The following is a 23,343-nucleotide window of genomic DNA, read 5'->3' on the forward strand; positions in this document are numbered from 1 at the left end:
CCCATCACCCATTATGTACAGCACCAAAGAAAACGTTAACATACTTACTGCCTTGCTCGTAAAGGAAGGCATCACAAAAGCAGTTGTCTGTCCAGGTTCTCGTAACTCACCGATTGTACACAACCTCTGCGCTTGTCCCGATATAGAATGTTATCCCGTGACTGACGAGCGGTCGGCAGGATTTGTGGCATTGGGTATGTCCTTGGCTGACAACGAACCTGTTGTCGTTTGCGTTACGTCTGGGTCGGCCTTGCTCAACGTGGCACCTGCTGCCGCTGAAGCCTTCTATCAGAAGCGTCCATTGGTTATCATTTCAGCCGACAGACCGCCTCAGTGGATTGACCAACAGGACGGACAAACACTACAACAACACCGTGCATTAGAACCAAACGTACGCAAGAGTGTCACACTCCCCGAACCTCACAACGACGAGGAACGCTGGTATTGCAACCGATTGGTCAATGAAGCACTGAATGCTCTACACCTGAATGGTGGCGGTCCTGTACATATCAATGTGCCCATCACCGAACCTTTATTTGATTACGACGTCATGCAACTACCCGACGAACGTCGTATCACAGTCTACCCTGCTGTGACCAATGACACAAGTGTCTATGAAATAGCAGCAGATTTCTTCTGTTCAAAAAAGCCAATGGTCGTCCTCGGACAACTAATCCCCGAAATTGTAGGCAACTTGCTTGAGCCTATCGAGGAGATAAAGAAGGTTGCGGTCGTCATTCAAGAGAAATTGGCTGATGACGATATTGGGCCTTCGCAACCTCTGGATGAGGCTTTAATGATGATTGAAGGGGATGACAGCTACCACCCAGACCACCTTATATATATAGGAGGGACCATCGTTAGTAAACGCCTTCGTCAATTCCTTCGTAAGAGTGAATGCAAGATGTCAATTGTTGTGAACGAAGGGGGGGATTGTTGTGACACCTTTATGCACACAACCGACATTATCCAAGGGGCAGCAGAAGAGGTTATCAGCATCCTTGCTAATGAGACGGTAGGAGTGGAACAAAAGGCTTTTGTGACACAATGGGACAAGCTCTTTGATAAAGCCAAGGCTATTCGTAATACGATAAAACCACGTTTCTCACAACTGTTGGCTGTCAAGACCTTTCATCACAAGATGAGAGAAGAGGCTATTGATGGGCAACTCTTCTACGCCAACAGCTCGGCAGTGCGCCTCGGCAATATCTTCTCTGACCAATACATCTATGTCAATCGAGGTGTGAATGGTATTGAAGGCTCCTTGTCAACGGCTGTCGGTTATGCTATTGCACATCAAGACGAAGAGGATGTCTACTGTGTTATTGGTGACCTGAGCTTCTTCTATGATCAGAACGCACTCTGGAACGAGTCGCTCTCACCCAATCTTTCTATCTTATTACTTAATAATGGTGGTGGAGGAATCTTCCATCAGCTATCGGGATTGGAGCGTTCTCCCTACCGAGATAGTGCTATTGGTGCTGAGCATACGACCTCTGCGGAAGGTGTCTGCCAAGCACATGACATCGTCTATCTATCTGCACACAACAAAGAAGAGCTATATGAGAATCTTGACAAATTCTTTAACTCAGAAGAAGGACCAGTCCTTTTGGAAGTATTCACCAATGTAGAAGATGATGCACAAGCCTTGAAGGATTATTATCAAGCTTTTAAATAAAAAAACTTGCCATGGTCTACCCTCTTTTTAGGAACAACTTGGCAAGTTCCCTATAATCAATAAAAAACAAAAAGACCTTATGGAAAAAAGAGAATGGAAGCCTATTGAAGGCTTTAACTTTGAGGAAATCCTCTTTGAAGAGTATAACCACATAGCGAAAGTAACCATCAATCGCCCACGCTATCGTAACGCTTTCACACCGAAGACAGTATGGGAAATGACGCAGGCATTCAACTACTGTCGTGAAGCCCTTGACATACGCGTCGTTATACTGACTGGTGCTGGCGACAAGGCGTTCTGCTCTGGAGGCGATATGCACGTGAAGGGACATGGTGGATACATAGGTTCTGATGGCGTTCCACGCCTCAATGTACTCGACTTACAGATGCAGATTAGACGTCTTCCAAAGCCTGTCATCGCAATGGTTAATGGTTATGCCATTGGTGGTGGACACGTCCTCCACGTGGTATGCGACCTCACCATAGCATCAGACAATGCCATCTTCGGTCAGACAGGACCAAAGGTAGGCTCTTTCGATGCTGGTTTCGGTGCATCGTATCTGGCCCGTATTGTCGGTCAGAAGAAGGCTCGTGAAATCTGGTTCTTGTGTCGTCAATACTCTGCAGTAGAAGCAGAACGCATGGGACTAGTCAATAAGGTAGTACCTTTCGACCATCTCGAAGACGAGTGTATAGAATGGGCAGAGACAATGATAGAGCGTTCTCCACTGGCCCTCCGTATGATGAAGGCAGGCTTCAACGCCGAACTCGATGGTCAGGCAGGTATTCAGGAGCTTGCAGGTGACGCCACCATGCTCTACTACACACTTGATGAGGCACAGGAAGGTGGCAAGGCCTTCCTTGAAAAGCGCAAGCCCGATTTTGACAAGTATCCGCAGTTCCCATAATTGGTTATAGCCTCATTGGCCTTATTAGACCAATGAGGCCAATATTGCCTTTAATAAATAAGAACTGTAGAATTGTTGCTCTATTAGGCCTATAAGCCCTATAAGGCCAATAACCCTTACAGAATTATTATTATCAACATCCTATTGAAACAATCATGGAAACACCTTTCTTGCCACAAAAAGGCAACTATCGAAACCTAATAGCTTATCAGAAGGCTGAGTGTATATACGATATCACCTACTACTTTGCCCACCACTTTCTGGAAAGAAACGACAGGACAATAGACCAGATGGTACAAGCTGCTCGCTCGGGAAAGCAGAACATTGCAGAAGGATGTGCTGCCTCAACGACTTCTGCAGAAACTGAAATAAAGTTGGTAAACGTTGCACGCGCCAGTCTACAGGAACTATTAATTGATTATGAAGACTATCTTCGTGTCCGAGATCTTGCTAAATGGAATGTAAACGATAAGAATGCTATCATCGCTCGACGCGTATGTGCCAAGCATAATGACTCTTCTTTTTATCGAAATGCCATTCAGATACGCACCGACGAAACCATTGCGAACATTGCCATCACACTGATTCATCAAGAAGACGTAATACTTAGAAGATATTTAGACTACATCAAAGAGGATTTCCTTAAACATGGTGGTATACGTGAGCAAATGACAAGAGCAAGAATTGAATATCGAAACAAGCAATAATGATTATACTATGTACAAGATAAATATCACCTCACGCACCCTCCATTTCCACGTCCCTGCAGGTACCTCACGGGGTGTTTACACAACGAGGAAAAGCTATTATGTCACACTATCTGACACCAATCAACCGGGAGTTGTGGGTGTAGGGGAATGTGCAACACTCCCCGACCTGTCGTGCGACGCCATGTCTGACGAACAATATGAGCAGAGACTACATACCTTCTGTGAGGACTTTTGTCGTACAGGGAGGATAGACATTGATGCTATGCGGCCTTATCCCTCTATGCTCTTTGGGTTGGAAACGGCTAAGGCACAGCTGGATGCCAAGGGAAGTATCAACCTCTTCAATACGTCGTTTGGCCGAGGAGAAGAGGGAATCACCATCAACGGACTCGTTTGGATGGGGTCCTTCGACGAGATGTTTCAGCGGTTAGAAGCAAAACTCACGGCTGGCTTCCGGTGTGTGAAGCTCAAGATAGGAGCAATAGACTTCAAGAAAGAAATCGAACTCATACGTCATATCCGTCAGACCTTCACACGTGATCGGGTCGAACTACGTGTTGATGCAAATGGAGCCTTTGCCCCTGAGGAGGCCATGCAACGGTTGGAAGCACTGGCACAATATGACATTCATTCCATCGAACAGCCTATCCGACAGCATCAATGGCAGGAGATGGCACGCTTGTGTGCTGATTCTCCGCTACCGATAGCCCTCGATGAGGAACTAATAGGGGCCAATGACCCTGCCGAGAAAGCATTATTACTCGACACAATCCGCCCACAATACATCATCCTCAAACCGAGTCTACATGGGGGAATGACGGGTACAAGGGAGTGGATCACAATGGCAAAGGAACGTAACATCGGCTCATGGATAACCTCAGCACTTGAGAGTAACATCGGACTGAATGCTATCGCACAACTAACCGCAGATATCTATGGGTCGAATATCACCACCCCACAGGGATTAGGTACGGGACAACTCTTCACTGACAATATCCCAATGCCATTAGAGATAAGGCGCGATCAGCTATGGATCAGCGATTAAGATAGTTATTATTAGCCCTATTAGGCTAATTAGGCCAATAGCACAAATAACGAACAAGATAGTTATTATTAGCCCTATTAGGCTTATTAGCCCCATTGGCCCAATAGCACAAAAAACAGCAAAAATGACACTACAAGACTTTCTTTCAGAATGGCAGAATGACTGTCCACAACTCCTTGTACACACCAGTGGCTCTACAGGTAAGCCTAAACCGCTGTGGGTGGAGAAGCAACGTATGCTCAACTCAGCCCGTATCACCTGCGATTTCCTTGGCTTGAAAGCAGGCGACACAGCCTTACTCTGTATGCCACTCGACTACATTGCGGGAAAAATGGTAGTGGTAAGGTGTATCGAACGCAACCTGCGTTTGTTGAGTGTCACACCATCCGGACATCCCCTATCTGATGCTTCCTTGGCAGAAGCAGACCTCCCTGACGAAGAGATAACCTTTGCTGCTATGGTACCATTACAGGTTTATAACTCCCTACAAGTACCTAAAGAATGTGAGAGATTACGCCATATACGCCACCTAATAATAGGTGGTGGTGCTATTGACGACAAACTATCAGCGGCCCTACTCGACTTCCCTAATGCAGTATGGATCACATACGGTATGACAGAAACACTCTCTCACATAGCCCTACGACGCCTAAACGGACCCAATGCGAGCGAATGGTATAAGCCTTTCGAGGGTGTGACTGTGTGGCTCAACGAGGAAGGTTGTCTTGTCATTGACGCCCCTGCTGTATGTTCACATCCATTGGTAACCAACGACAGGGCTGAGATTAGCCCCTTCACAACAGAAGATAACACTAAAACTCCTTGTTTTCGTATCCTCGGAAGGAAAGATAATGTAATTGACTCGGGCGGCATCAAGATTCAAATTGAGGAAGTGGAACAGCGTCTAAAACCCTATCTAACAGCCGACTTTGCCATAACCTGTTGTCCAGATGAGCGTTTTGGAGAAGCTGTTGTCTTGCTCTCAACACAAGACAATACCAATGAGATTAAAGCACTCTGCCAACGACATCTCCCCAAATTCTGGCAGCCTCGCTTCGTCTTCCACGTTCCCTCCCTCCCCAAAACAGGTACAGGGAAACCTGCAAGGGCTGAGATAAAAGCCTTAGCACACCAAATGAATAAGTTAAACACATAAGATTATCCCCCTTCTGACAATATATAACATTGGTATACAAGCTCCGCACAACACGTGCGGGGTATCCCCACTCCTCTTGACAAGGGGCTAAGAAATTAGTCAAGAAGATTATCAATATTGCCCAGATAGTCCTATTCAGAACAAAACCATCCCTTAACAATCTATTAACCAACGTAAAGCAGGAATATAAAACAAAGAGATAGCGTCTCTTATCATACTATTGATGCTGAGAATACACCTTTTTATATATAATACACGATAATAGTCACACAAGCAATATACCCCCACAACCATTCGGCATCTTTTCTCTCATGAAACCTATTCAGCCCTTGCTATACAATGAAAAACTTAATCTTTTGTTTGCCACAACCGATTTTTTTGTCTAATTTTGCACTCACAAAACCAATACGTAGATTATAAATGGACGATTATCACGCGGAGAATTACAATTCGTAGACGTGAGGATTACAACAAGAAGTTGCTAATCCCCACCCTATTATTTAACTATGGAGATTAGCTAATGAAGACATATTGGAACATTAACGGAACCCTGAATACCATTAAAGAATGGCAGCCAAACTGCTGGATTCAGGTTACTTGCCCAACAGAACAAGACCAACAAGAACTCGAAGACACCTTTCATATTCCAGACTATTTCTTATCGGATATCAGCGATACCGATGAGCGAGCTCGCTATGAATATGATGATGGATGGATGCTGATTATCCTTCGTATACCATACGTGAAGGAGATACGCTCACGAACACCTTATACTACAGTGCCATTGGGTATCATTCATAAAAGAGATGTGACCATCACGGTTTGTAACTTTGAGACGAATATGATGCTCGACTTCGTCAGCTATCAGCAAAAAAGGAATGAAGGCTTCACCGACTATGTAGACCTTATCTTCCGTCTCTTCCTCTCTTCTGCCGTATGGTACCTTAAACGACTGAAGCAAATCAGTACTTTGATTGAGAAGGCAAAACACAACTTGGATAGAGGAGTGGATAATGAGAGCCTTATCGGACTAAGTAGACTACAGGATTCGCTCACTTACTTCATCACATCTATCCGTGGTAACGAGAACCTCCTGGCTAAGTTGAAGTTCAAACTGCAGATAGACGAGTTGGATGCCGACCTCATTGAAGACGTAAACATTGAGATGTCACAGGCACGAGAAACGACAAGTATCTATTCAGACATCCTTGAGTCAACAATGGATACCTACTCAAGTATTATCAACAACAACATGAACACCGTGATGCGTACGCTCACCTCGGTGTCTATTGTCATGATGTTGCCAACGCTAATATCCTCTCTCTTCGGTATGAACCTCGTCAACGGAATGGAAACAAACCCTTGGGGATTCCCTGTAGCAATGCTCTTATCAGTCGTTGTTTCCGTTGCTTCATGGTGGTTCCTACGCCATAAACGATTGCTTTAGAGCAGAGAAATAAAAAAAAACAACTTAAAATTAGGTATTTTCAAACTTTTTGTCTAAGTTTGCAAATGATATGTTATATGGTAGAAGACTACCGGCATCTTTGCAATGGTCTGAAACCTTGAATGTGGAAAAACCCAAATCACAAACAAAAAGTGAAATGATGGACTCTCAAGAAAATACCCTGAAGCAGGGTGCAGAAGAAGTTAAGCTGTCTGAAGAAGTTGTAACTAACGCCTCAAAAGATAATTCTGAAGAAGCACAGGAAACTAATACTAAAGCAGCAGAAGACCTCAAACAGCCAGTTGAAACACAGCCTGAAAGCGAGGAGACAAACCCTGCTGCAAAGGCGTATAGTTCAAAAAAGGAAATCATAGAGCGTCTAAAGGCTATCGTCGACAGTGACGAAACACCTGAAAAAGCTGAAGTGGAACACCTTAAAACGGTATTCTATAAGTTGCACTTTGCCGAGCGCGAAGCACAACAAAAGGAATATCTCAACAATGGCGGAGACCCTGAGAAATATCAGGTACTACCTGATGAGGACGAAGAAGTCTTTAAGGCGGAGATGACCATTATCAAAGAAAAACGCCAGAAAGCGTTCCTTGCACTTGAAGAAGAGAAACAGCAAAATCTGAAGAAGAAAGAGTCTATCATTGAGCAGATTAAGGCGATGGCTACTACTCCAGATGAGGCTAACAAGAACTTCGACAAGCTCAAGAAGCTACAACAGGAGTGGAAAGAAATCAAACTTGTCCCTGCTGAAAAGGCTAACGAGCTTTGGCGTAACTATCAACTCTATGTTGAACAGTTCTACGACTTGTTAAACCTCAACCGTGAGGCACGAGAATACGATTTCAAAAAGAATCTTGAGAAGAAGACAAAACTGTGTGAGGCTGCAGAAAAGTTAGCTGACGAAACAGATATCATCAGTGCTTTCCATCAGTTACAGGAGCTTCATCAGGAATACCGAGAGACTGGTCCTGTGGCAAAAGAGCTTCGTGAACAGATTTGGACACGCTTTAAGGCTGCAAGTACTGTTATCAACAAACGCCATCAACAGCATTTCGAGACACTTCGCAACCATGAGGAAGAGAATCTAACAAAGAAGACTGCACTCTGCGAAAAGGTTGAGGATATCGCTAAACAGGAGAATAAGACCTCTGCTGATTGGGAGAAACGTACAAAGGAGATAATAGCTATTCAGCAAGAATGGAAGACTATCGGCTTTGCTCCACAGAAGATGAACGTTAAGATCTTTGAGCGTTTTCGTGCTGCATGTGACGATTTCTTCGGCCGTAAAGGCGAATTCTTCAAGCAGCTTAAAGAGCAGTTTGCTGAGAACGCAGAGAAGAAGAAGGCACTTGTTGAGAAGGCAAAGGCATTAAGTGACTCTACTGACTGGAAAGCAACATCAGACAAACTCATTGCATTACAGAAGGAGTGGAAGACCATTGGTATGGTTCCTAAGAAGATTGGTGACCAGCTATGGAACGATTTCTTGGCTGCTTGTAACCATTTCTTTGAGGCTCGTAACGCTGTCCATGCAGACTCTCGTAATGAGGAGCATGAGAACCTGAACAAGAAACGTGACATCATCAAGCAATTGAAGGAACACGCAGAAAAGGCCGAGGAAGGTTTGCACGAGAAGGTTCAAGAGCTGACTGAGCAATATAATAAGGTGGGGCACGTACCTTACAAGGAGAAAGACAAGCTTTATAAAGAGTATCATGAGGTATTGGACAAGATATATAAGGACCTCCATATCTCTGCCGCTCGCAAGCGTGTTGACAACTTCCGTAACAATCTGAAGAAGGTTGCAGACCGTGGTGCAGATGCTCTTGACAACGAGCGCGGCCGTCTCCTCAGACGCTTCGAACAACTGAAACAGGAGATAAACACCTACGAGAACAATCTTGGGTTCCTCAATATTAGTTCAAAGAAGGGCAATAGCCTTATTGATGAGATGAACCGTCGTATTCAGAAACTCAAAGACGATATGGAAGAGGTGAAGCAGAAGATTAAGGCAATTGATGCTGAAAACAAATAAAACATAACATCCTTACCAGGCTCGTCCATGGTAATAAAGGACGGAGGGAAGGGTAAAATAGAAACTAAGAAAGGGGCAATTCCACACAGGATTGCCCCTTTCTTTGTTCTCTTTCATCCACAGCTCCACTCCCAACAAAGCTTCATTATCGATTTTACCTTCATGAGAAGAAATATTTTTTATCGTGAAAAGAAATATTTATCTTCATGAAAAAAAATATTTTTCTTCATGAAAAAAAATCGAGAACAGACTTTTCTTTACTCAAAAAGACAGATGACAGGAGTATCTGTCACACATAGAATCTAATCTAAAAGATGGTTTCGTCACTCCTTAACCGTCTTCTTCTTTGCCTCATTCCATGCTATGATACCCCCTAAAAGGTTAGTTACTTTAAAGCCTTCCTTGCTAAGAAGAGAAGCAGCCATAGCCGAACGCTTCCCCGAACGACAATAAACCGCACAAGCACGATGCTTGTCAAGCGTAGCAAGAGCCTTCGTTAGAAATGTAGAGTCCAATACGTCGATATGTAGTGAGCCTGGAATATGTCCTTCCTTATACTCATTAAGTCTGCGAACATCCACCAACTGAACAGAATCAGACTTAATCAACTGTTCAAAACCATTTACATCAACATTCTTGTACGCACTTTGTGCTGATGCACCCATACCTATTCCAAATACTGCCAAAATGGCTGCAATAAACTTTTTCATACCCTACTGTGTAAGAAGATAAATACTTTATGAAATGAAAAAAGAGAGCTGAATACTCAACTCTCTCATCTTTGTTGGGATACCCGGACTCGAACCAGGAATGACAGGACCAGAATCTGTAGTGTTACCATTACACCATATCCCAATAACTAAGCAACTCATTTCCGAATTGCGAGTGCAAAGTTAGCACTTTTTCTTTAACTACCAAAACTTCTAACGACTTTTTTTAATAAAAGAGATAAATTTGTTCTTTAATGGAGTTCTACGTTGGTTAAAGTGGACAACTTCGTCAAATGGTAACAAATTGCTAAATAAAACAAAATTTATTTTGTGCTTCATTCCTTTTACGCTACCTTTGCATCTCATATAATAATGTAACTTAATGGAAGAAACAAAGAAATTAGTAGAACTTATAACAAAAGGAATTCAAGATAAGAAAGGACATGGCATAGTTATTGCAGACCTATCAGAGATTGATGGTACTATCTGTCGCTATTTCGTAATATGCCAGGGTAACTCCACTCAACAGGTAGAATCTATTGCAGGATCGGTGAGCGACTATGTTCGTGAAGCCGTCGGTGAGAAGCCAATCAACTGTGTTGGACTCGGTAATGCACAGTGGGTTGCAATAGATTATGCGGACGTCATCGTCCATATCTTTACCCCAGAGACACGTGCTTTCTATGATATAGAACACCTCTGGGAGGATGCCAAGTTGATTACTCTGCCTGATTTAGACTGATAAAGTAACCCGGTAATCAACCTTGTTATATCAAAATTAAAACTTCAAAATGGACAATTCAAAACCGAACAACAAGCCGAATATGCCAAAATTCAATATGAATTGGCTTTACATATTCGTTATCATTGCCCTCGGAGTAGTGTTCTTTGCGGGAGGAAATGGAATATTTCCGTCAAGTGCAGGTGTAGATAAGGATTATACCACCTTTAAGCAATATGTTGCAAAAGGCTATGGTACGAAAGTCGTTATCAATAGGAACGACAACACCCTACGCATGTATGTTAGCCCAAACCACATCCGTGACATCTTCAAGAAAGGCACAAAAGAAGTAGGAACAGCCCCATACGTAAACGTAGAGATTGGGTCTGTTGACAAAGTTGAGACTTTCCTCGATCAAGCTGTAGCCCAAAAAAAGATTGCAAGCTATAGTTATGAGAACAAATCAAGCAATACCATCCTTGATATTCTTGGTTCTATCGCACCATGGATATTCTTCTTTGGTATCTGGTATTTCCTCATGCGCCGCATGGGCGGAGGTGGCAGCGGAGGCGGTAGTGTCTTCAGTGTTGGCAAGTCTAAGGCTAAGCTTTATGAAAAGGCCAATGAGATGGGCATCACCTTCAAGGATGTTGCGGGCCAGACGGGTGCTAAACAGGAGGTAGAAGAGATTGTTGAGTTCTTGAAGAACCCTAAGAAATACACCGACTTAGGCGGTAAGATACCTAAGGGAGCACTGCTTGTTGGACCTCCGGGAACGGGTAAGACGCTCTTGGCAAAGGCCGTTGCAGGCGAAGCAGGAGTACCTTTCTTCTCTATGAGTGGTTCTGATTTCGTTGAAATGTTTGTCGGTGTCGGTGCCAGTCGAGTTCGTGATGTATTCCATCAAGCTAAGGAGAAGTCACCTTGTATCATCTTTATTGACGAGATTGATGCCGTGGGTCGTGCGCGTTCAAAGAACCCAGCAATGGGAGGAAACGATGAGCGTGAGAACACACTCAACGCCCTTCTGACAGAGATGGACGGCTTCGGAACGAACTCAGGTGTTATCGTTCTTGCAGCAACCAACCGTGTAGACATGCTCGACAAAGCCCTCCTTCGTGCCGGACGTTTCGACCGTCAGATACACGTTGACCTACCCGACTTGCCTGAACGCAAGGAGATTTTCCTTGTTCACATGCGTAACCTAAAGTTAGAGAAGAACCTCGACATAGACCTTCTCGCACGTCAGACACCAGGTTTCTCAGGTGCTGATATCGCTAACGTATGTAACGAAGCTGCACTTATCGCAGCCCGTCATGATAGTAAAGAGGTAACAAAGCAGGATTTCCTTGACGCTGTCGATCGTATCATCGGTGGTCTTGAGAAGAAGACAAAGATACTGACAGCTGCCGAGAAGCGCACCATCGCACTCCATGAGGCTGGTCATGCAACGATTAGTTGGTTCTGTGAACATGCCAACCCATTGGTTAAGGTGAGCATCGTACCACGTGGACAGGCACTCGGTGCAGCATGGTATTTACCAGAGGAACGCCCTATCACCACCAAGGAACAGATGCTCGACGAGATGTGTTCATTGCTGGGTGGACGTGCAGCAGAGGAACTCTTCACTGGTCATATATCCACAGGAGCGATAAACGACCTCGAGCGTGCCACTAAGAGTGCATACGGTATGATAGCTTATGCAGGTATGAGTGACAAGTTGCCAAACATCTGTTATTATAATAATGACGAATACAACTTCCAGAAGCCATACTCTGACACGACGGCTAAGACCATCGATGAAGAAGTACTGAAGATGGTTAACGGACAGTATGCACGTGCAAAGCAAATCCTCTCAGAGCATAAAGAGGGTCATAACCGCCTGGCACAACTTCTTGTTGAACGTGAGGTTATCATGGCAGAAGACGTTGAAGAAATCTTCGGAAAGCGTCCATGGGTAAGTCGCACAGATGAGTTACTCCACCAGGAGGAGAACTCTCAGCCTAAATTAGAGGATATGCCAGAAGAGGTTAAGCAAGCTCAAGCAGAGCACGAAGCAATGAAGGCAAAGGAAGAAAACGACAAAGCCAGTGACTTATAAACATCTATACAGTTATGAGTGATAAACTAAAGAACTTGATTATAAGGGCTATAACGGGTGTGTTCTTCGTTGTTGCGATGGTGTTAGGTATCCTTCACCCTCACGGACTGATTGCTCTTTTCGCACTCATCACGGGCCTTTCCGTATGGGAATACACTGGACTGGTGAACAACATCAAAGGAGTAAAGGTAAACCGGTTTATATCAACCATCGCAGGTGTCTATTTCTTTCTGTCGGTTGCAGGGCTATGTGTGACACCCATTGAAGGTTTCATCGTCTTTGTACCCTATGTTCTGACCATCATCTACATGTTTATTTCAGAACTCTACTTGAAGAATGAGAACCCTGTCAACAGTTGGGCATACACGATGTTAGGCCAGATGTACATCGTACTGCCTTTCTCTTTGATTAACGTATTGGCTTTTCAACAGGTAGGACCGGGCCAGATAACTTTTGACTTCCTCCTTCCGTTGAGTATCTTCATCTTCCTTTGGACCAACGACACAGGCGCTTACGTATGTGGATCGCTCTTTGGCAAGCATAAACTCTTCCCACGTATCAGTCCTAAAAAGAGCTGGGAAGGAAGTATCGGTGGCGGTATTCTCGTTCTGATTGTGGCTGGTGTCATTGGCTACTTCGCCAACAACAGTGGTACACCTCACGTGCTAAGTATTCCTGCATGGGTAGGTCTTGGACTCGTCGTCGTATTCTTCGGGACGTGGGGCGACCTTGTAGAGAGTCTTCTTAAACGTACACTCGGTGTTAAGGATAGCGGTAACATCTTACCAGGACATGGTGGAATGCTCGACCGTTTCGACTCTTCTCTCTTAGCAATACCAGCAGCTGTCGTGTATCTCTACACGCTGACCTTCTGGATTCAACACTGATTAATAATGATATAACAGACGTATAGGGACAGACAAAGCCGTCTGTCCCTATCGTGTTTATAACCTCATCATATTCTGACAATGAACACAACACCCATAGTAGATTGTCTTCGACAAGCTTTCGACTATTACAATGCCCTCATCTTTGGTGGTAAACTACCCGTACCAAAGCTAAAGTGGTCGTATGCTAAGACTCGATTGGGACAGATGGCATGCAAAAGAAAGATGAGCTTAGGGCGTACGACGTATTATGACTATTGTATTTCCGTCTCTAACTATTATCAGTTAACGAAGGAGGAGATAGACGATGTGCTCATTCACGAGATGATACACTACACCATCGCCTACACAGGTCTGAAAGACACCGCTCCACATGGCATTGTCTTCCGGGGTATGATGGACAAGATAAACCGTACTTTCGGCAGACACATCACCATCTCCGTGCGCACACGCAACCTCCAACCTCGCATAGCACAACAATCCAAGAACTTTCTCATATTAGCGTTAGAGATGAAAGATGGCAAATATTTCCTTTCTTCCGTCAACCCCTCTTTCGCAAGGAAATTGTCGCTCTCTCTTGCTCGCATGCATGAGATAGTTCATTACGCATGGTATCAATCACAAGACGAGTACTTCCACAACATGCCATGCGTGCGTTCTTTACGGGGCAAACAAGTGTCGAAAGAGGTCTATACAACGATGATTGAGAAGATGAAACGACTCAAATAAAAGTCTCATAGAGTCCCTTATCCGAATTATTTTCACGACAAGAAAGAATTATTTTCACGACAAGAAATATTTTTTTTCATGAAGAAAAATATTTTTCTTCATGAAAAAAAATTAGAAACAACTACCCCATGGGGGATGTACACCCTACTGAAATAATACAAAAACGCCTTTGCAGGAGTCCCGCAAAGGCGTTTTCTGTATTATAAAATATGCCTATCAGCTTAGTAAACTGGTACAATCCAGAAGTGCATAGCACGGTTTTCAGCTGGCAACTGATACTTCTTTAATGGTTCAGCACCCCAGCTGTCAATACCACCCACACCCATCATTGCAGCATCTAAAGTAAGATTAGTGTACTTAGAGAGTGGCACCTGATAGCTATGTCGCTGATGTTTCTCACGTCCTTCATCAAGGTCAGAGATATTATAGTGTAATGCGCTGGCAGAGAAAGCAGCCTCATCAAACAGTACACGGAACCCATGACCACCGTTATCAGTCTGTTGCCACCAGCGAATATCGCTTTTCGTACCCGTTTCCTGTGGTCGAATGTAAGGATAGAATTGCTTGTCAGCAGTCTGCTCATATATCCCGATGCGCTGAGAAAGCTTACGATCAGCATAGTTCTCGATAGGTCCACGACCATAGAATACCGACCTATCCATATTATAAGGCAACTGCATCAACACTCCGAAACGAGGAAGTTGAGGTGCTTTGCTGCCTTCCTTCAACTCCATATCCATACTTACATGGAGTGCACCATCCGTTGCTACATGATAGACAAGGCATAACTGGCCCTCAACCTGTGGCATATCATAGACAGCAGTGAGGCGATTCATCTTCTTATCGACCTCTAATGACCTAAGAGTCATGTTAGGGTTCTTCCACACAGACAGGCGGTTTTGGAAGTTCGTTCCCATGTCATTGTCTGTCATAGCACGCCAGAAATTAGGCTTCAGACTACCGCCTTCACCCAAGAAGTTACGCCCATCAACTTGATAACTACTGAGGAAGCCAGTCTTACGGTCGAAGACAATGTTAAAGTTATTACCTGCAAAGTCTACAAAACCCGCTTTCACGTTATCTGTAACCTTCACCTTACTCTTTGCAACAGGCTCCATCTTTGGCATAGGTTGCCAAGGCTGCACCTCCATTTGCATCTCAGCAACAGTCTGACCAGCAGCCATTAATGGTTCAGCCGACTTTAACTTAAAGTCGACATTCAATAGAACTTCGCCATCAAACTCCTTACCTGTGATAGGCAAAGTGTATTCAACAGTCTGCTGCGGTGCGACCTTCAGCTGTTCAATCGTACCCTTCTCTACTGTCTTACCATCGTTGACAAGACTCCATTCCATGCGATAGTTGCTAAGATCACGGAAGAAATATTCATTATAAACAGCTATCTTTCCATGTTTAAGGTCGACAGGATGCACCCATATATTCTGATACTCGTAGGCAACCTCGTACGCATGTGGATTAAGCTGACGGTCAGGACCAATCATACCATTGCAGTTGAAGTTATTGTCCGATGGGTCCGTCTTATTATAATCACCCCCGTATGTGTACTCAGTCTTCGCATCTACTGCATCAGCCGCCCGTTCATAATCCTCCAACCTACGAGCAGCATTGAACTTAGGGTTGCGGTGTAAGCCCTGATCAACAAAGTCCCAATCAAATCCACCTTGGAACTTTGGATACTTACGGACGAGGTCCCAGTATTCTTTCAAGTTTCCTCCAGAGTTACCCATGGTGTGGTTATACTCGCATTGGATAAGTGGTCGGGTGTATTTATCATCCTTTGAATACTCCTCACAAGCCTTTGGAGGATAGTACATCGGACAGAAGATATCCGTAGCATAGCCATTCAGCTCTGCACGTTCATACTGTACAGGACGGCTCTTGTCCTGCGACTTAATCCAATCGTACGCCGCATCGAAGTTCTTACTGTAGCAAGTTTCGTTACCTAAACTCCAAAATATGATACTTGTATGATTAAACTTTGTCCCAACATTATGCTGGTTACGTTCCATAATCTGCTTTGCAAAGAGTGGACTACCAGACACTGCATCCTTATTATAACCAAAGCCATGACTCTCCTGATTAGCTTCAGCAACGACGTAGAGGCCATACTCGTCGCAAAGGTCGTACCATATAGGGTCGTCAGGATAGTGACATGTGCGCACGGCATTGACGTTCAACCGCTTCATCAGCTTGATATCTTGAAGCATTCGCTCACGTGTAACAACATAGCCTCCGTCTGGGTCCATCTCATGACGGTTGACTCCCTTGAAGAGAACAGGCTGACCATTCACCAACACCTGCGAGTTCTTAATCTCAACCTTACGGAAACCAACCTTTAGAGGGATTATCTCAATAGCCTTACCAGTCTTGGTATCCTCTACATAAACATAGAGATTGTAGAGATAAGGAGTTTCAGCAGTCCACTTCTCTGGGTTTCTGAGTTCCATAAAAGCCGTAGCCTGTCCTGCCTTATCAGGTGTAACAACATCCTTGGCAGTAAGATTATTATCCGCATCTTCCAAGATTAAGAAAGCCTTTGTATTACCCGCTAACTGGAGATTGACGCTGAGCGTACCGTCCTTGTAATCATTTACGAGGTCAGGCGTTACACGGATATCTTTCAAATGCTGCTTAGCATCACGTGCATAGAGATAACTCTCACGTGCAACGCCACTGAGTCTCCAGAAGTCTTGGTCCTCACAATAACTGCCATCCGACCATCGGAACACTTGGAAAGCAAACTGGTTTTCACCCTTCTTAAGATACTTCGTCACGTCAAACTCTGGCCCTATCTTAGAGTCTTCACTATAACCAACGAACTTACCATTCACCCACAGATATATACAAGACGTCACTGAACCAAAATGAGCAATAACTTGTTTGCCATCCCAGTTGTCTGGTAGACGAAGAGTACGACGATAAGACCCTACGTGATTCTCCTTGATAGGAACCTCGGGAGGGTTATTCTTGAAATTACCTCGCCATGCAAAACCGATGTTAACATAGACAGGATCACCATAGCCATTCATCTCCCAGATACCAGGAACAGGGAAGGTCGTCCACTGAGAATCGTCGAAATCCGTACGAAAGAAGTCTGTTGGACGCTGATCAGCATTCTCAACCCAATTGAACTTCCAGTCCCCATCGAGTGAAAGGTAATTAGCCGATTTCTTCCTATCTAACTTTGTTCCATGCACATCCGCCACTAGTGCGAAAGCAAAAAAGTCCGTATGCGTTGCAAAACGATTGACAGCATTTACTTGAAGGTCATGCCACTCGGTGAAAGTTGGCGCTTGAACAGTATTCTGCGCACGAACACCAGTAACAGACATACCCATCAGTAATGCTGTTAGAAATAACTTTTCCATATTGATAACTATTTAGGTTTCTATCTTAAAGTTCCTTAACTCACACAAAGAGCATATATAAGGATAACACAACAAAATTAACAAAAAAAACTGTAATCGTCGACTTATATCCCGAAAAACACGTATATTTGCATAGATAATCAGTATAAATAACATTTATTGTATCCTAATATGGCCAGACAACACTCCCTAAACCGCTCAATTGTTTGTTGCCTTTTGATGATTAGTTCTACCACTGTAGCAAATGCACAGAGCAGACATAAGGCAATTACTCACAAACATAAGCAGCCATTATTTATCGTCAATGACACCCTTCCTATTGTCGGTTCTATGGCAAAGGTAGGTGAGAAACAGATGAATAAAGGTTTGGTAAACTCAGCCATCAGCGCCCTCTCTGGACAAGCCGTTGGTGTGAATGTCGTAACAAGTGGACAGGATCGAATGGCAATGTTGACCAGTGTGCGCGTTCGTGGTACCACTTCGCTTACAGGAGGCAACGACCCTCTGGTCCTCATAGATGGTGTCTCGTCTGATTTAGCTACTCTTTCCACTATCTACCCGGCTGATATAGAAAGCTTTACTATCCTAAAGAATGCCTCTGAAACATCTAAGTATGGTTCAAGAGGAGCAGCGGGTGTTATCGAAGTAAAGACGAAACGTGGTAATGGCGGTAAGTTTCAAATCTATTATGATGGGACTGCAGGCTTCGATGTAGTGTACAAACGCCTTCGAATGCTTAATGCTGCAGAGTACATAAGTGCGGCTAAAGCATTGGGATTAGACTATGTTGACAAGGGTTATGATACCGATTTCCAAAAGGAAATAGTACGAACAGGCTTCGTAAACTCGCATCACGTTGCTTTTAGTGGGGGTAGTGACAAGTCTAACTATCGTGCCTCATTAGGCTATGTACGTGGACAAACGGTCATTAAGGACAAGAACTACAATAACTTCGTGGCTAAGTTGGATATCTCACAGCTTGCTTTTGATGAGAAGCTAAAGATAGACTTCGGTGTGTTCGGCTCTTCTCAACAAGACGATAAGATATTTGATATACAAGCATTATCCTACTCTACCGCTGCTATGAACCCTACCCTCCCCTTCCATAAGGTAGGAACAGGATGGCAGAGGAACGGTAATGCTTCACAGATAGGACCAACAGAACCACTGCTGTTTGAGCGTAATGATGAGAAGAATCTCACGTTCAATTCTCACCTGCAATTATCTTTGCAGTTAGCACATAACCTACAATTAGCGGCCTTAGGTTCCTATTCTTACACCTCAACAGAGAATGGTAAGTTTGCTCCTACGTGGGTTTGGGCACAGGGATTGGCGTATAGAGGAGAGCGAAAGACCGAAGATATGTTAGGAAACATCTCTCTTGACTGGAAGAACCATTGGGGTGCAAATGCCTTGTCAGCCACCCTCCTCGCTGAATATCAGAAGAGAAAGGTAGCTGCCTTTTGGACTCAAGTAAAGGGATTGACCAACAACAACTTTGGTTATGACAATCTTGCAGCAGGCTCTGACCGCCCGTACGGAGGAACAGGAAGCAGCTATGCCGACCCAAGTCTTACCTCTTTTATGGGTACTCTATCCTATACGCTACTCGACAGATACACCCTTAACCTGACAACACGTGCTGATGGTTCGTCAATGGTAGGCAAAGATCATACCTGGGGTATCTTCCCTTCTATCTCAGCAAGCTGGGATTTAAAGAAGGAAAGGTTCCTTCGTAACTGCAATACCATTAGTCTATTGAACCTCCGAACGGGCTATGGTAGGTCAGGAAACCTTGGTGGCATTAGTTCTTATCTTACTTTAAGACAGTATATCCCAGTAGGTTTAGTGCCATACAACGGTACACCTACTGTGACAATGGGTACCTTGCGTAATAGTAATCCAGACTTACGTTGGGAGACACGCAGCACTTTCAATATCGGTACCGACCTTGGTTTGTTCAACAACCGACTCCTTCTTACGGCAGAGTACTACTATTCCAAGACAACAGATATGCTCTATGAATACGACGTACCAGTACCTACCTTCGCCTTTGACAAGCTATTAGCAAATATCGGATCTATGTCTAACAGCGGTTTTGAAGTGGGTATTGGCCTTGTTCCTATATCAAAGAAAGACATGGAGCTCAACGTCAATATCAATATGGCATGGCAACGGAATAGACTCCTGTCACTCAATGGTAAACATAATGGAAGACAGATGACTGCATCAGAAATAACCCCTATCGGTGGTATGAATGGTGCTGGTTTCCATGGTGGATATAGTGATATTCTTTATCAGATAGTAGGTCAACCCTTAGGCGTTTTCTATCTTCCTCACTGCAAAGGAATTGTTGACAACGGACATGGACACTACAAGTATGACATTGCCGACTTAAACAATGACAACGTAATCGACCTCAGCGACCATGGTGATCGGTATATTGCAGGACAGGCAACACCTAAGATGACGCTGGGTTCTAATATAAGTTTCAGATACAAAGACTTCGACATCTCTCTACAAATGAACGGTGCTTTCGGACATAAGATATTTAATGGTACGGCACTGTCGTTTATGAACATGTCGAATTTCCCTGACTATAACGTGCTTGCAGAAGCTCCTTCACGGAACATTGTAGACCAGAATGTGACTGACTACTGGCTGGAACGCGGTGATTACCTGAACTTTGATTATCTCACGATAGGCTGGAACACACCCGTTAAAAACAAGTATATCAATTCTCTACGCATGTCTTTTAGCATCAACAACCTTGCTACTATCACAGGCTACAGTGGCTTAACACCAATCATCAACAGCTATGTAGTAGACAACACCTTAGGTATTGACGACAAGCGAACCTACCCTCCTTATCGTACCTACTCTATCGGTGTGAGCATTAAGTTCTAAGTACTTTAACGCAACATAAACAACTATCAAGTATGAAATACCTACTTCGACCACTCCTGTTCATGGCCCTCATCTCCCTTACGGGCTGTTTGGACGAAAACAGCAAAGACCGACTTGACGAGCAACAAGTCTACACTACAGACAAAGACGTGTATGTCAATGCTGTTGCAACCTTATATAATTACATTGGCGGCGACAAAGACAGTGAAGGACTACAAGGTACCTATCGGGGTGTGTACGACTATAATACGTTCACAACCGACGAGGCCATCATCCCTATTCGTGGTGGTGACTGGTATGACGGAGGTTTTTGGATTGACTTATACACACACAACTGGGCCGAAGATAGCAAACCGCTCTACGACACATGGAAATATTTATATAAGGTGATCGTGTTCAGTAATGATGGACTTTCTACTATCGAACGACATAAACAACTGCTAACTGACGAACAGTATAAGACTTATAAGGCAGAGGTTAGGGCTATTCGTGCCTTATACTACTATTATCTTATGGACATGTTCGGCAATATTCCCTTAGTAACAACAGTAAATGAAGATACTGAAAACGCTGAACAGGCAAGTCGTCCTGAGGTATATAAGTTCATTGTTAAGGAACTGCAAGAGGTCGCTCCCCTACTCCCTACAGGGCATAGCAACCATGCTGGCGTGTATTATGGACGTGTGACACGCTCTGTTGCCAACTTCCTCCTTGCTAAGTTAATGCTTAATGGTGAGGTCTACTCTGATGCCGATTGGACCGACAATCAGCGTCCTGATGGTAGGCAAACTTACTTTACTGTTGACGGTCAACAGATGAATATATGGCAAGCCTGCAAGTATTACTGTGATAAGGTGACTGCCGATGGCTTCACCTTAGCACCAGACTATCTCAGTAACTTCTATGTTCACAATGAGGATTCACCAGAGAATATCTTTATCATCCCGCTCGACAAACACCTTTATAAGAGTCAGTTCCAGTATCTGTTCCGCTCTCGTCACTACGCACATGGCGGTGCCTTTGGTACAAGCTCTGAGAATGGAGCCTCAGCAACCGTCTCAACTGTGAGGACTTTCGGCTATGGAACTAACCATGTAGACAATCGTTACGCCTACAACCTCTACTCTGACACGGTTCGTGTAGACGGGAATATCATCCGTTTAGAGAATGGTCAGCCGCTTGTCTATGTACCACTTGCAGTAGAGCCAACCCTCACAAACAGCCCATATATCAAGACGGCAGGGGCAAGAATGGCTAAGTATGAGGTGGACCGTACCGCCTTTAACGATGGTAAAAGCCCTGATAACGACATTGTTCTCTTCCGTTATGCTGATGTGTTACTGATGAAGGCAGAGGCCGAAGTACGCAATGGAGAGAATGGTGATAGGGAACTTAACCTCGTCAGAAGTCGTAGTGGAATGGGCTACAGAACAGCTACCTTGGATAATATCTTGGCCGAACGCCTTATGGAACTGATGTGGGAAGGCTGGCGCCGCAACGACCTCATCCGCTTTGATCGCTTCCATCAGTCCTACGACCAACGTACTGCACCTGCAACAGAAGCCGACCGACATACTATTGTCTTCCCTATTCCTTCACGAGCATTAGACCTCAATGAAAAGCTAAAACAGAATAAGGGGTATCAGAGTTAATGGTTATCTTTCGCCTGTCTGACAGCTGGCTGCCTCTACCTTTACAATGTAGAGCATGCTGTTTCATCATCGACACAAGGAGCGATACCCCCCCTATTCCACTACAAGGGAATATCGGGAAGAGGGCAATCACCCCTATATTGAAAACAAGAGTAGTATAAACTAAAAAACGCAGAGATAGACAATTCCGTCTTTCCCTGCGTTTTCATTATGCTAAAGTTGTAAGAAAGGATAGTCTGTATGCCTCAGCTCTTAGGCCTGTCAACCCTCTTGACTTAGCAAGTCTACCGTCACCAGCTTATCCTCCCTTCCCTCCTTTGGATAAATAGGGGGTGGGGCTTTACATGTCCTCTTGGAACAATGGGTCCTCAGGCACAACCATGATAGGCTTCTGCTGGGCAACCTTCAAAATATTCTCTGGTACATACTTATTGTCAACAACCAGACGGAAGGTGTATTCATTGAACCAAGGATTACTCATAATCAAGTAACCATTCTGACCATAAGAGGCACTCCAAGAGTTCTCAACCTTCCATTTCTTAGGCTGACCGTTCTCATCTAAGTCTACTGCCGTAAGTGTCATCGCATGCGTAGAACCACTGTCAAAGGTCGCTATGCGCTCTGCCTTGTTCATTGGGAAGGTCGTTCCAAAAAGTGTCCCATAGTCATAGTTATCCAAGTCAAGGTAACCACGCTTGCGATCGAGCTGCTTACCAACATCATAACTGGTGTACATCTTCGTCGAATCCTTCAAAGAAGCAATCGCCATCTTTGCTATCTCCTCCATAGGGAGGTTCACATACTTCCAGTTATGACCATCGTAGGTGTGGCGATCATACTCTATCTCGTAGGTCTTATAGTAAGGACGACGAGGGTCATTCATGGCCATAATGAACGTACCATTAAGTGGTCCGCCCACCGTTTCTTTATAGAATTGCTGTGGAGTATAGGTCTTTGCCTTACCAATCTGCTTGCCGTTCTTATCCTTAAAAGCAAAGGTAAAAGTCTTCACAGGCTCGCCCAAAGAAAGTGAGAGAATATGATAGATACTACCCAACATCTCTGTCTTACGTGCCTTAATAGCTGCCTTCGATTTCTTTTCAGCTACCATCTTACGTAATTCCAGTCCATACTCACGTAGTTTTGACGACACTATCCCCGAAAAAGATTTCAGAATTTTATATCTTTCAGATAATCAATAGAATAACACCGAATAAAGAAGAAAAGGGTTACGATTTGGAAACGAGCGAGTTTCTT

At 44.2% G+C, this 23,343-nt stretch carries 15 protein-coding genes, 1 tRNA gene and 1 pseudogene; 13 read left to right on the plus strand and 4 right to left on the minus strand.

Annotation, left to right across the window (positions count from 1 at the left end; genetic code table 11):
* Window positions 1-13 precede the first annotated feature (13 nt).
* The 7 genes from menD to CHB62_RS08325 all read left to right on the plus strand — a co-directional run bounded on the left by menD (window position 14) and on the right by CHB62_RS08325 (window position 8,990).
* On the plus strand, window positions 14-1,678 hold the full coding sequence (gene menD / locus CHB62_RS08295; protein WP_089366468.1) for a 2-succinyl-5-enolpyruvyl-6-hydroxy-3-cyclohexene-1-carboxylic-acid synthase: 1,665 nt from the start codon (window positions 14-16) through the stop codon (window positions 1,676-1,678).
* 79 nt (window positions 1,679-1,757) lie between these two features.
* Window positions 1,758-2,585, plus strand: coding sequence for a 1,4-dihydroxy-2-naphthoyl-CoA synthase (gene menB / locus CHB62_RS08300; RefSeq protein ID WP_089366469.1), 828 nt, complete (start codon window positions 1,758-1,760; stop codon window positions 2,583-2,585).
* A 155-nt stretch (window positions 2,586-2,740) separates the two neighbouring features.
* A complete protein-coding gene (locus CHB62_RS08305) occupies window positions 2,741-3,292 on the plus strand; it encodes a four helix bundle suffix domain-containing protein (RefSeq protein WP_089366470.1) in 552 nt (183 codons plus the stop codon).
* Window positions 3,293-3,302: 10 nt separating this feature from the next.
* Window positions 3,303-4,340, plus strand: a complete 1,038-nt coding sequence (locus CHB62_RS08310; RefSeq protein WP_089366471.1) for an o-succinylbenzoate synthase — start codon at window positions 3,303-3,305, stop codon at window positions 4,338-4,340.
* Window positions 4,341-4,464: 124 nt separating this feature from the next.
* On the plus strand, window positions 4,465-5,496 hold the full coding sequence (locus CHB62_RS08315) for an AMP-binding protein (RefSeq protein ID WP_089366472.1): 1,032 nt from the start codon (window positions 4,465-4,467) through the stop codon (window positions 5,494-5,496).
* 520 nt (window positions 5,497-6,016) lie between these two features.
* Window positions 6,017-6,943, plus strand: a complete 927-nt coding sequence (locus CHB62_RS08320; RefSeq protein ID WP_009011512.1) for a magnesium transporter CorA family protein — start codon at window positions 6,017-6,019, stop codon at window positions 6,941-6,943.
* A gap of 157 nt (window positions 6,944-7,100) precedes the next feature.
* Window positions 7,101-8,990, plus strand: a complete 1,890-nt coding sequence (locus CHB62_RS08325; protein ID WP_089366473.1) for a DUF349 domain-containing protein — start codon at window positions 7,101-7,103, stop codon at window positions 8,988-8,990.
* 323 nt (window positions 8,991-9,313) lie between these two features.
* On the opposite strand, the gene CHB62_RS08335 is transcribed toward CHB62_RS08325, so the two are convergent.
* Together CHB62_RS08335 and CHB62_RS08340 are read right to left on the minus strand one after the other, a co-directional pair.
* Window positions 9,314-9,700: a rhodanese-like domain-containing protein gene (locus CHB62_RS08335; protein WP_009011510.1), complete on the minus strand. Its 387-nt coding sequence runs from the start codon at window positions 9,698-9,700 to the stop codon at window positions 9,314-9,316.
* A gap of 74 nt (window positions 9,701-9,774) precedes the next feature.
* Window positions 9,775-9,845, minus strand: a tRNA-Gln gene (locus CHB62_RS08340).
* A gap of 237 nt (window positions 9,846-10,082) precedes the next feature.
* Here CHB62_RS08340 and rsfS point away from each other — a divergent pair.
* From rsfS to CHB62_RS08360, 4 genes are all read left to right on the plus strand, one after another.
* The gene (gene rsfS / locus CHB62_RS08345; RefSeq protein ID WP_009011509.1) at window positions 10,083-10,442 is read left to right on the plus strand and encodes a ribosome silencing factor; all 360 of its coding nucleotides are present in this window, start codon (window positions 10,083-10,085) and stop codon (window positions 10,440-10,442) included.
* A gap of 49 nt (window positions 10,443-10,491) precedes the next feature.
* A complete protein-coding gene (gene ftsH, locus CHB62_RS08350; RefSeq protein ID WP_009011508.1) occupies window positions 10,492-12,522 on the plus strand; it encodes an ATP-dependent zinc metalloprotease FtsH in 2,031 nt (676 codons plus the stop codon).
* A 14-nt stretch (window positions 12,523-12,536) separates the two neighbouring features.
* Complete coding sequence (locus CHB62_RS08355) at window positions 12,537-13,409, plus strand: phosphatidate cytidylyltransferase (protein WP_089366475.1); 873 nt, start codon at window positions 12,537-12,539, stop codon at window positions 13,407-13,409.
* An 81-nt stretch (window positions 13,410-13,490) separates the two neighbouring features.
* Window positions 13,491-14,138: a SprT-like domain-containing protein gene (locus CHB62_RS08360; protein ID WP_009011506.1), complete on the plus strand. Its 648-nt coding sequence runs from the start codon at window positions 13,491-13,493 to the stop codon at window positions 14,136-14,138.
* A gap of 221 nt (window positions 14,139-14,359) precedes the next feature.
* Here the strand turns inward: CHB62_RS08360 and CHB62_RS08365 are convergent, their stop codons facing one another.
* Window positions 14,360-17,527, minus strand: coding sequence for a glycoside hydrolase family 2 TIM barrel-domain containing protein (locus CHB62_RS08365; RefSeq protein WP_089366476.1), 3,168 nt, complete (start codon window positions 17,525-17,527; stop codon window positions 14,360-14,362).
* 171 nt (window positions 17,528-17,698) lie between these two features.
* Between CHB62_RS08365 and CHB62_RS08370 the strand changes: the two genes are divergently transcribed.
* On the plus strand, window positions 17,699-20,434 hold the full coding sequence (locus CHB62_RS08370; RefSeq protein ID WP_089366477.1) for a SusC/RagA family TonB-linked outer membrane protein: 2,736 nt from the start codon (window positions 17,699-17,701) through the stop codon (window positions 20,432-20,434).
* Between the two features lie 32 nt (window positions 20,435-20,466).
* Window positions 20,467-22,086, plus strand: coding sequence for a RagB/SusD family nutrient uptake outer membrane protein (locus CHB62_RS08375; protein ID WP_009011503.1), 1,620 nt, complete (start codon window positions 20,467-20,469; stop codon window positions 22,084-22,086).
* Window positions 22,087-22,426: 340 nt separating this feature from the next.
* Here the strand turns inward: CHB62_RS08375 and CHB62_RS08380 are convergent.
* Window positions 22,427-23,242, minus strand: a pseudogene (locus CHB62_RS08380) (C1 family peptidase); the annotation flags it as partial.
* Between the last annotated feature and the right edge of the window lie 101 nt (window positions 23,243-23,343).

Source organism: Prevotella jejuni, from assembly GCF_900187995.1.
Taxonomy (GTDB): domain Bacteria; phylum Bacteroidota; class Bacteroidia; order Bacteroidales; family Bacteroidaceae; genus Prevotella; species Prevotella jejuni.

Bases quoted from the DNA above. Each gene is read 5' to 3' on its own strand.
- CHB62_RS08365 (WP_089366476.1), bottom strand. From the start codon at position 17,527: ATGGAAAAGTTATTTCTAACAGCATTACTGATGGGTATGTCTGTTACT.
- rsfS (WP_009011509.1), top strand. From the start codon at position 10,083: ATGGAAGAAACAAAGAAATTAGTAGAACTTATAACAAAAGGAATTCAA.
- menD (WP_089366468.1), top strand. From the start codon at position 14: ATGTACAGCACCAAAGAAAACGTTAACATACTTACTGCCTTGCTCGTA.
- ftsH (WP_009011508.1), top strand. From the start codon at position 10,492: ATGGACAATTCAAAACCGAACAACAAGCCGAATATGCCAAAATTCAAT.
- CHB62_RS08360 (WP_009011506.1), top strand. From the start codon at position 13,491: ATGAACACAACACCCATAGTAGATTGTCTTCGACAAGCTTTCGACTAT.
- CHB62_RS08310 (WP_089366471.1), top strand. From the start codon at position 3,303: ATGTACAAGATAAATATCACCTCACGCACCCTCCATTTCCACGTCCCT.
- CHB62_RS08355 (WP_089366475.1), top strand. From the start codon at position 12,537: ATGAGTGATAAACTAAAGAACTTGATTATAAGGGCTATAACGGGTGTG.
- CHB62_RS08335 (WP_009011510.1), bottom strand. From the start codon at position 9,700: ATGAAAAAGTTTATTGCAGCCATTTTGGCAGTATTTGGAATAGGTATG.
- menB (WP_089366469.1), top strand. From the start codon at position 1,758: ATGGAAAAAAGAGAATGGAAGCCTATTGAAGGCTTTAACTTTGAGGAA.
- CHB62_RS08315 (WP_089366472.1), top strand. From the start codon at position 4,465: ATGACACTACAAGACTTTCTTTCAGAATGGCAGAATGACTGTCCACAA.
- CHB62_RS08375 (WP_009011503.1), top strand. From the start codon at position 20,467: ATGAAATACCTACTTCGACCACTCCTGTTCATGGCCCTCATCTCCCTT.
- CHB62_RS08305 (WP_089366470.1), top strand. From the start codon at position 2,741: ATGGAAACACCTTTCTTGCCACAAAAAGGCAACTATCGAAACCTAATA.
- CHB62_RS08370 (WP_089366477.1), top strand. From the start codon at position 17,699: ATGGCCAGACAACACTCCCTAAACCGCTCAATTGTTTGTTGCCTTTTG.
- CHB62_RS08325 (WP_089366473.1), top strand. From the start codon at position 7,101: ATGATGGACTCTCAAGAAAATACCCTGAAGCAGGGTGCAGAAGAAGTT.
- CHB62_RS08320 (WP_009011512.1), top strand. From the start codon at position 6,017: ATGAAGACATATTGGAACATTAACGGAACCCTGAATACCATTAAAGAA.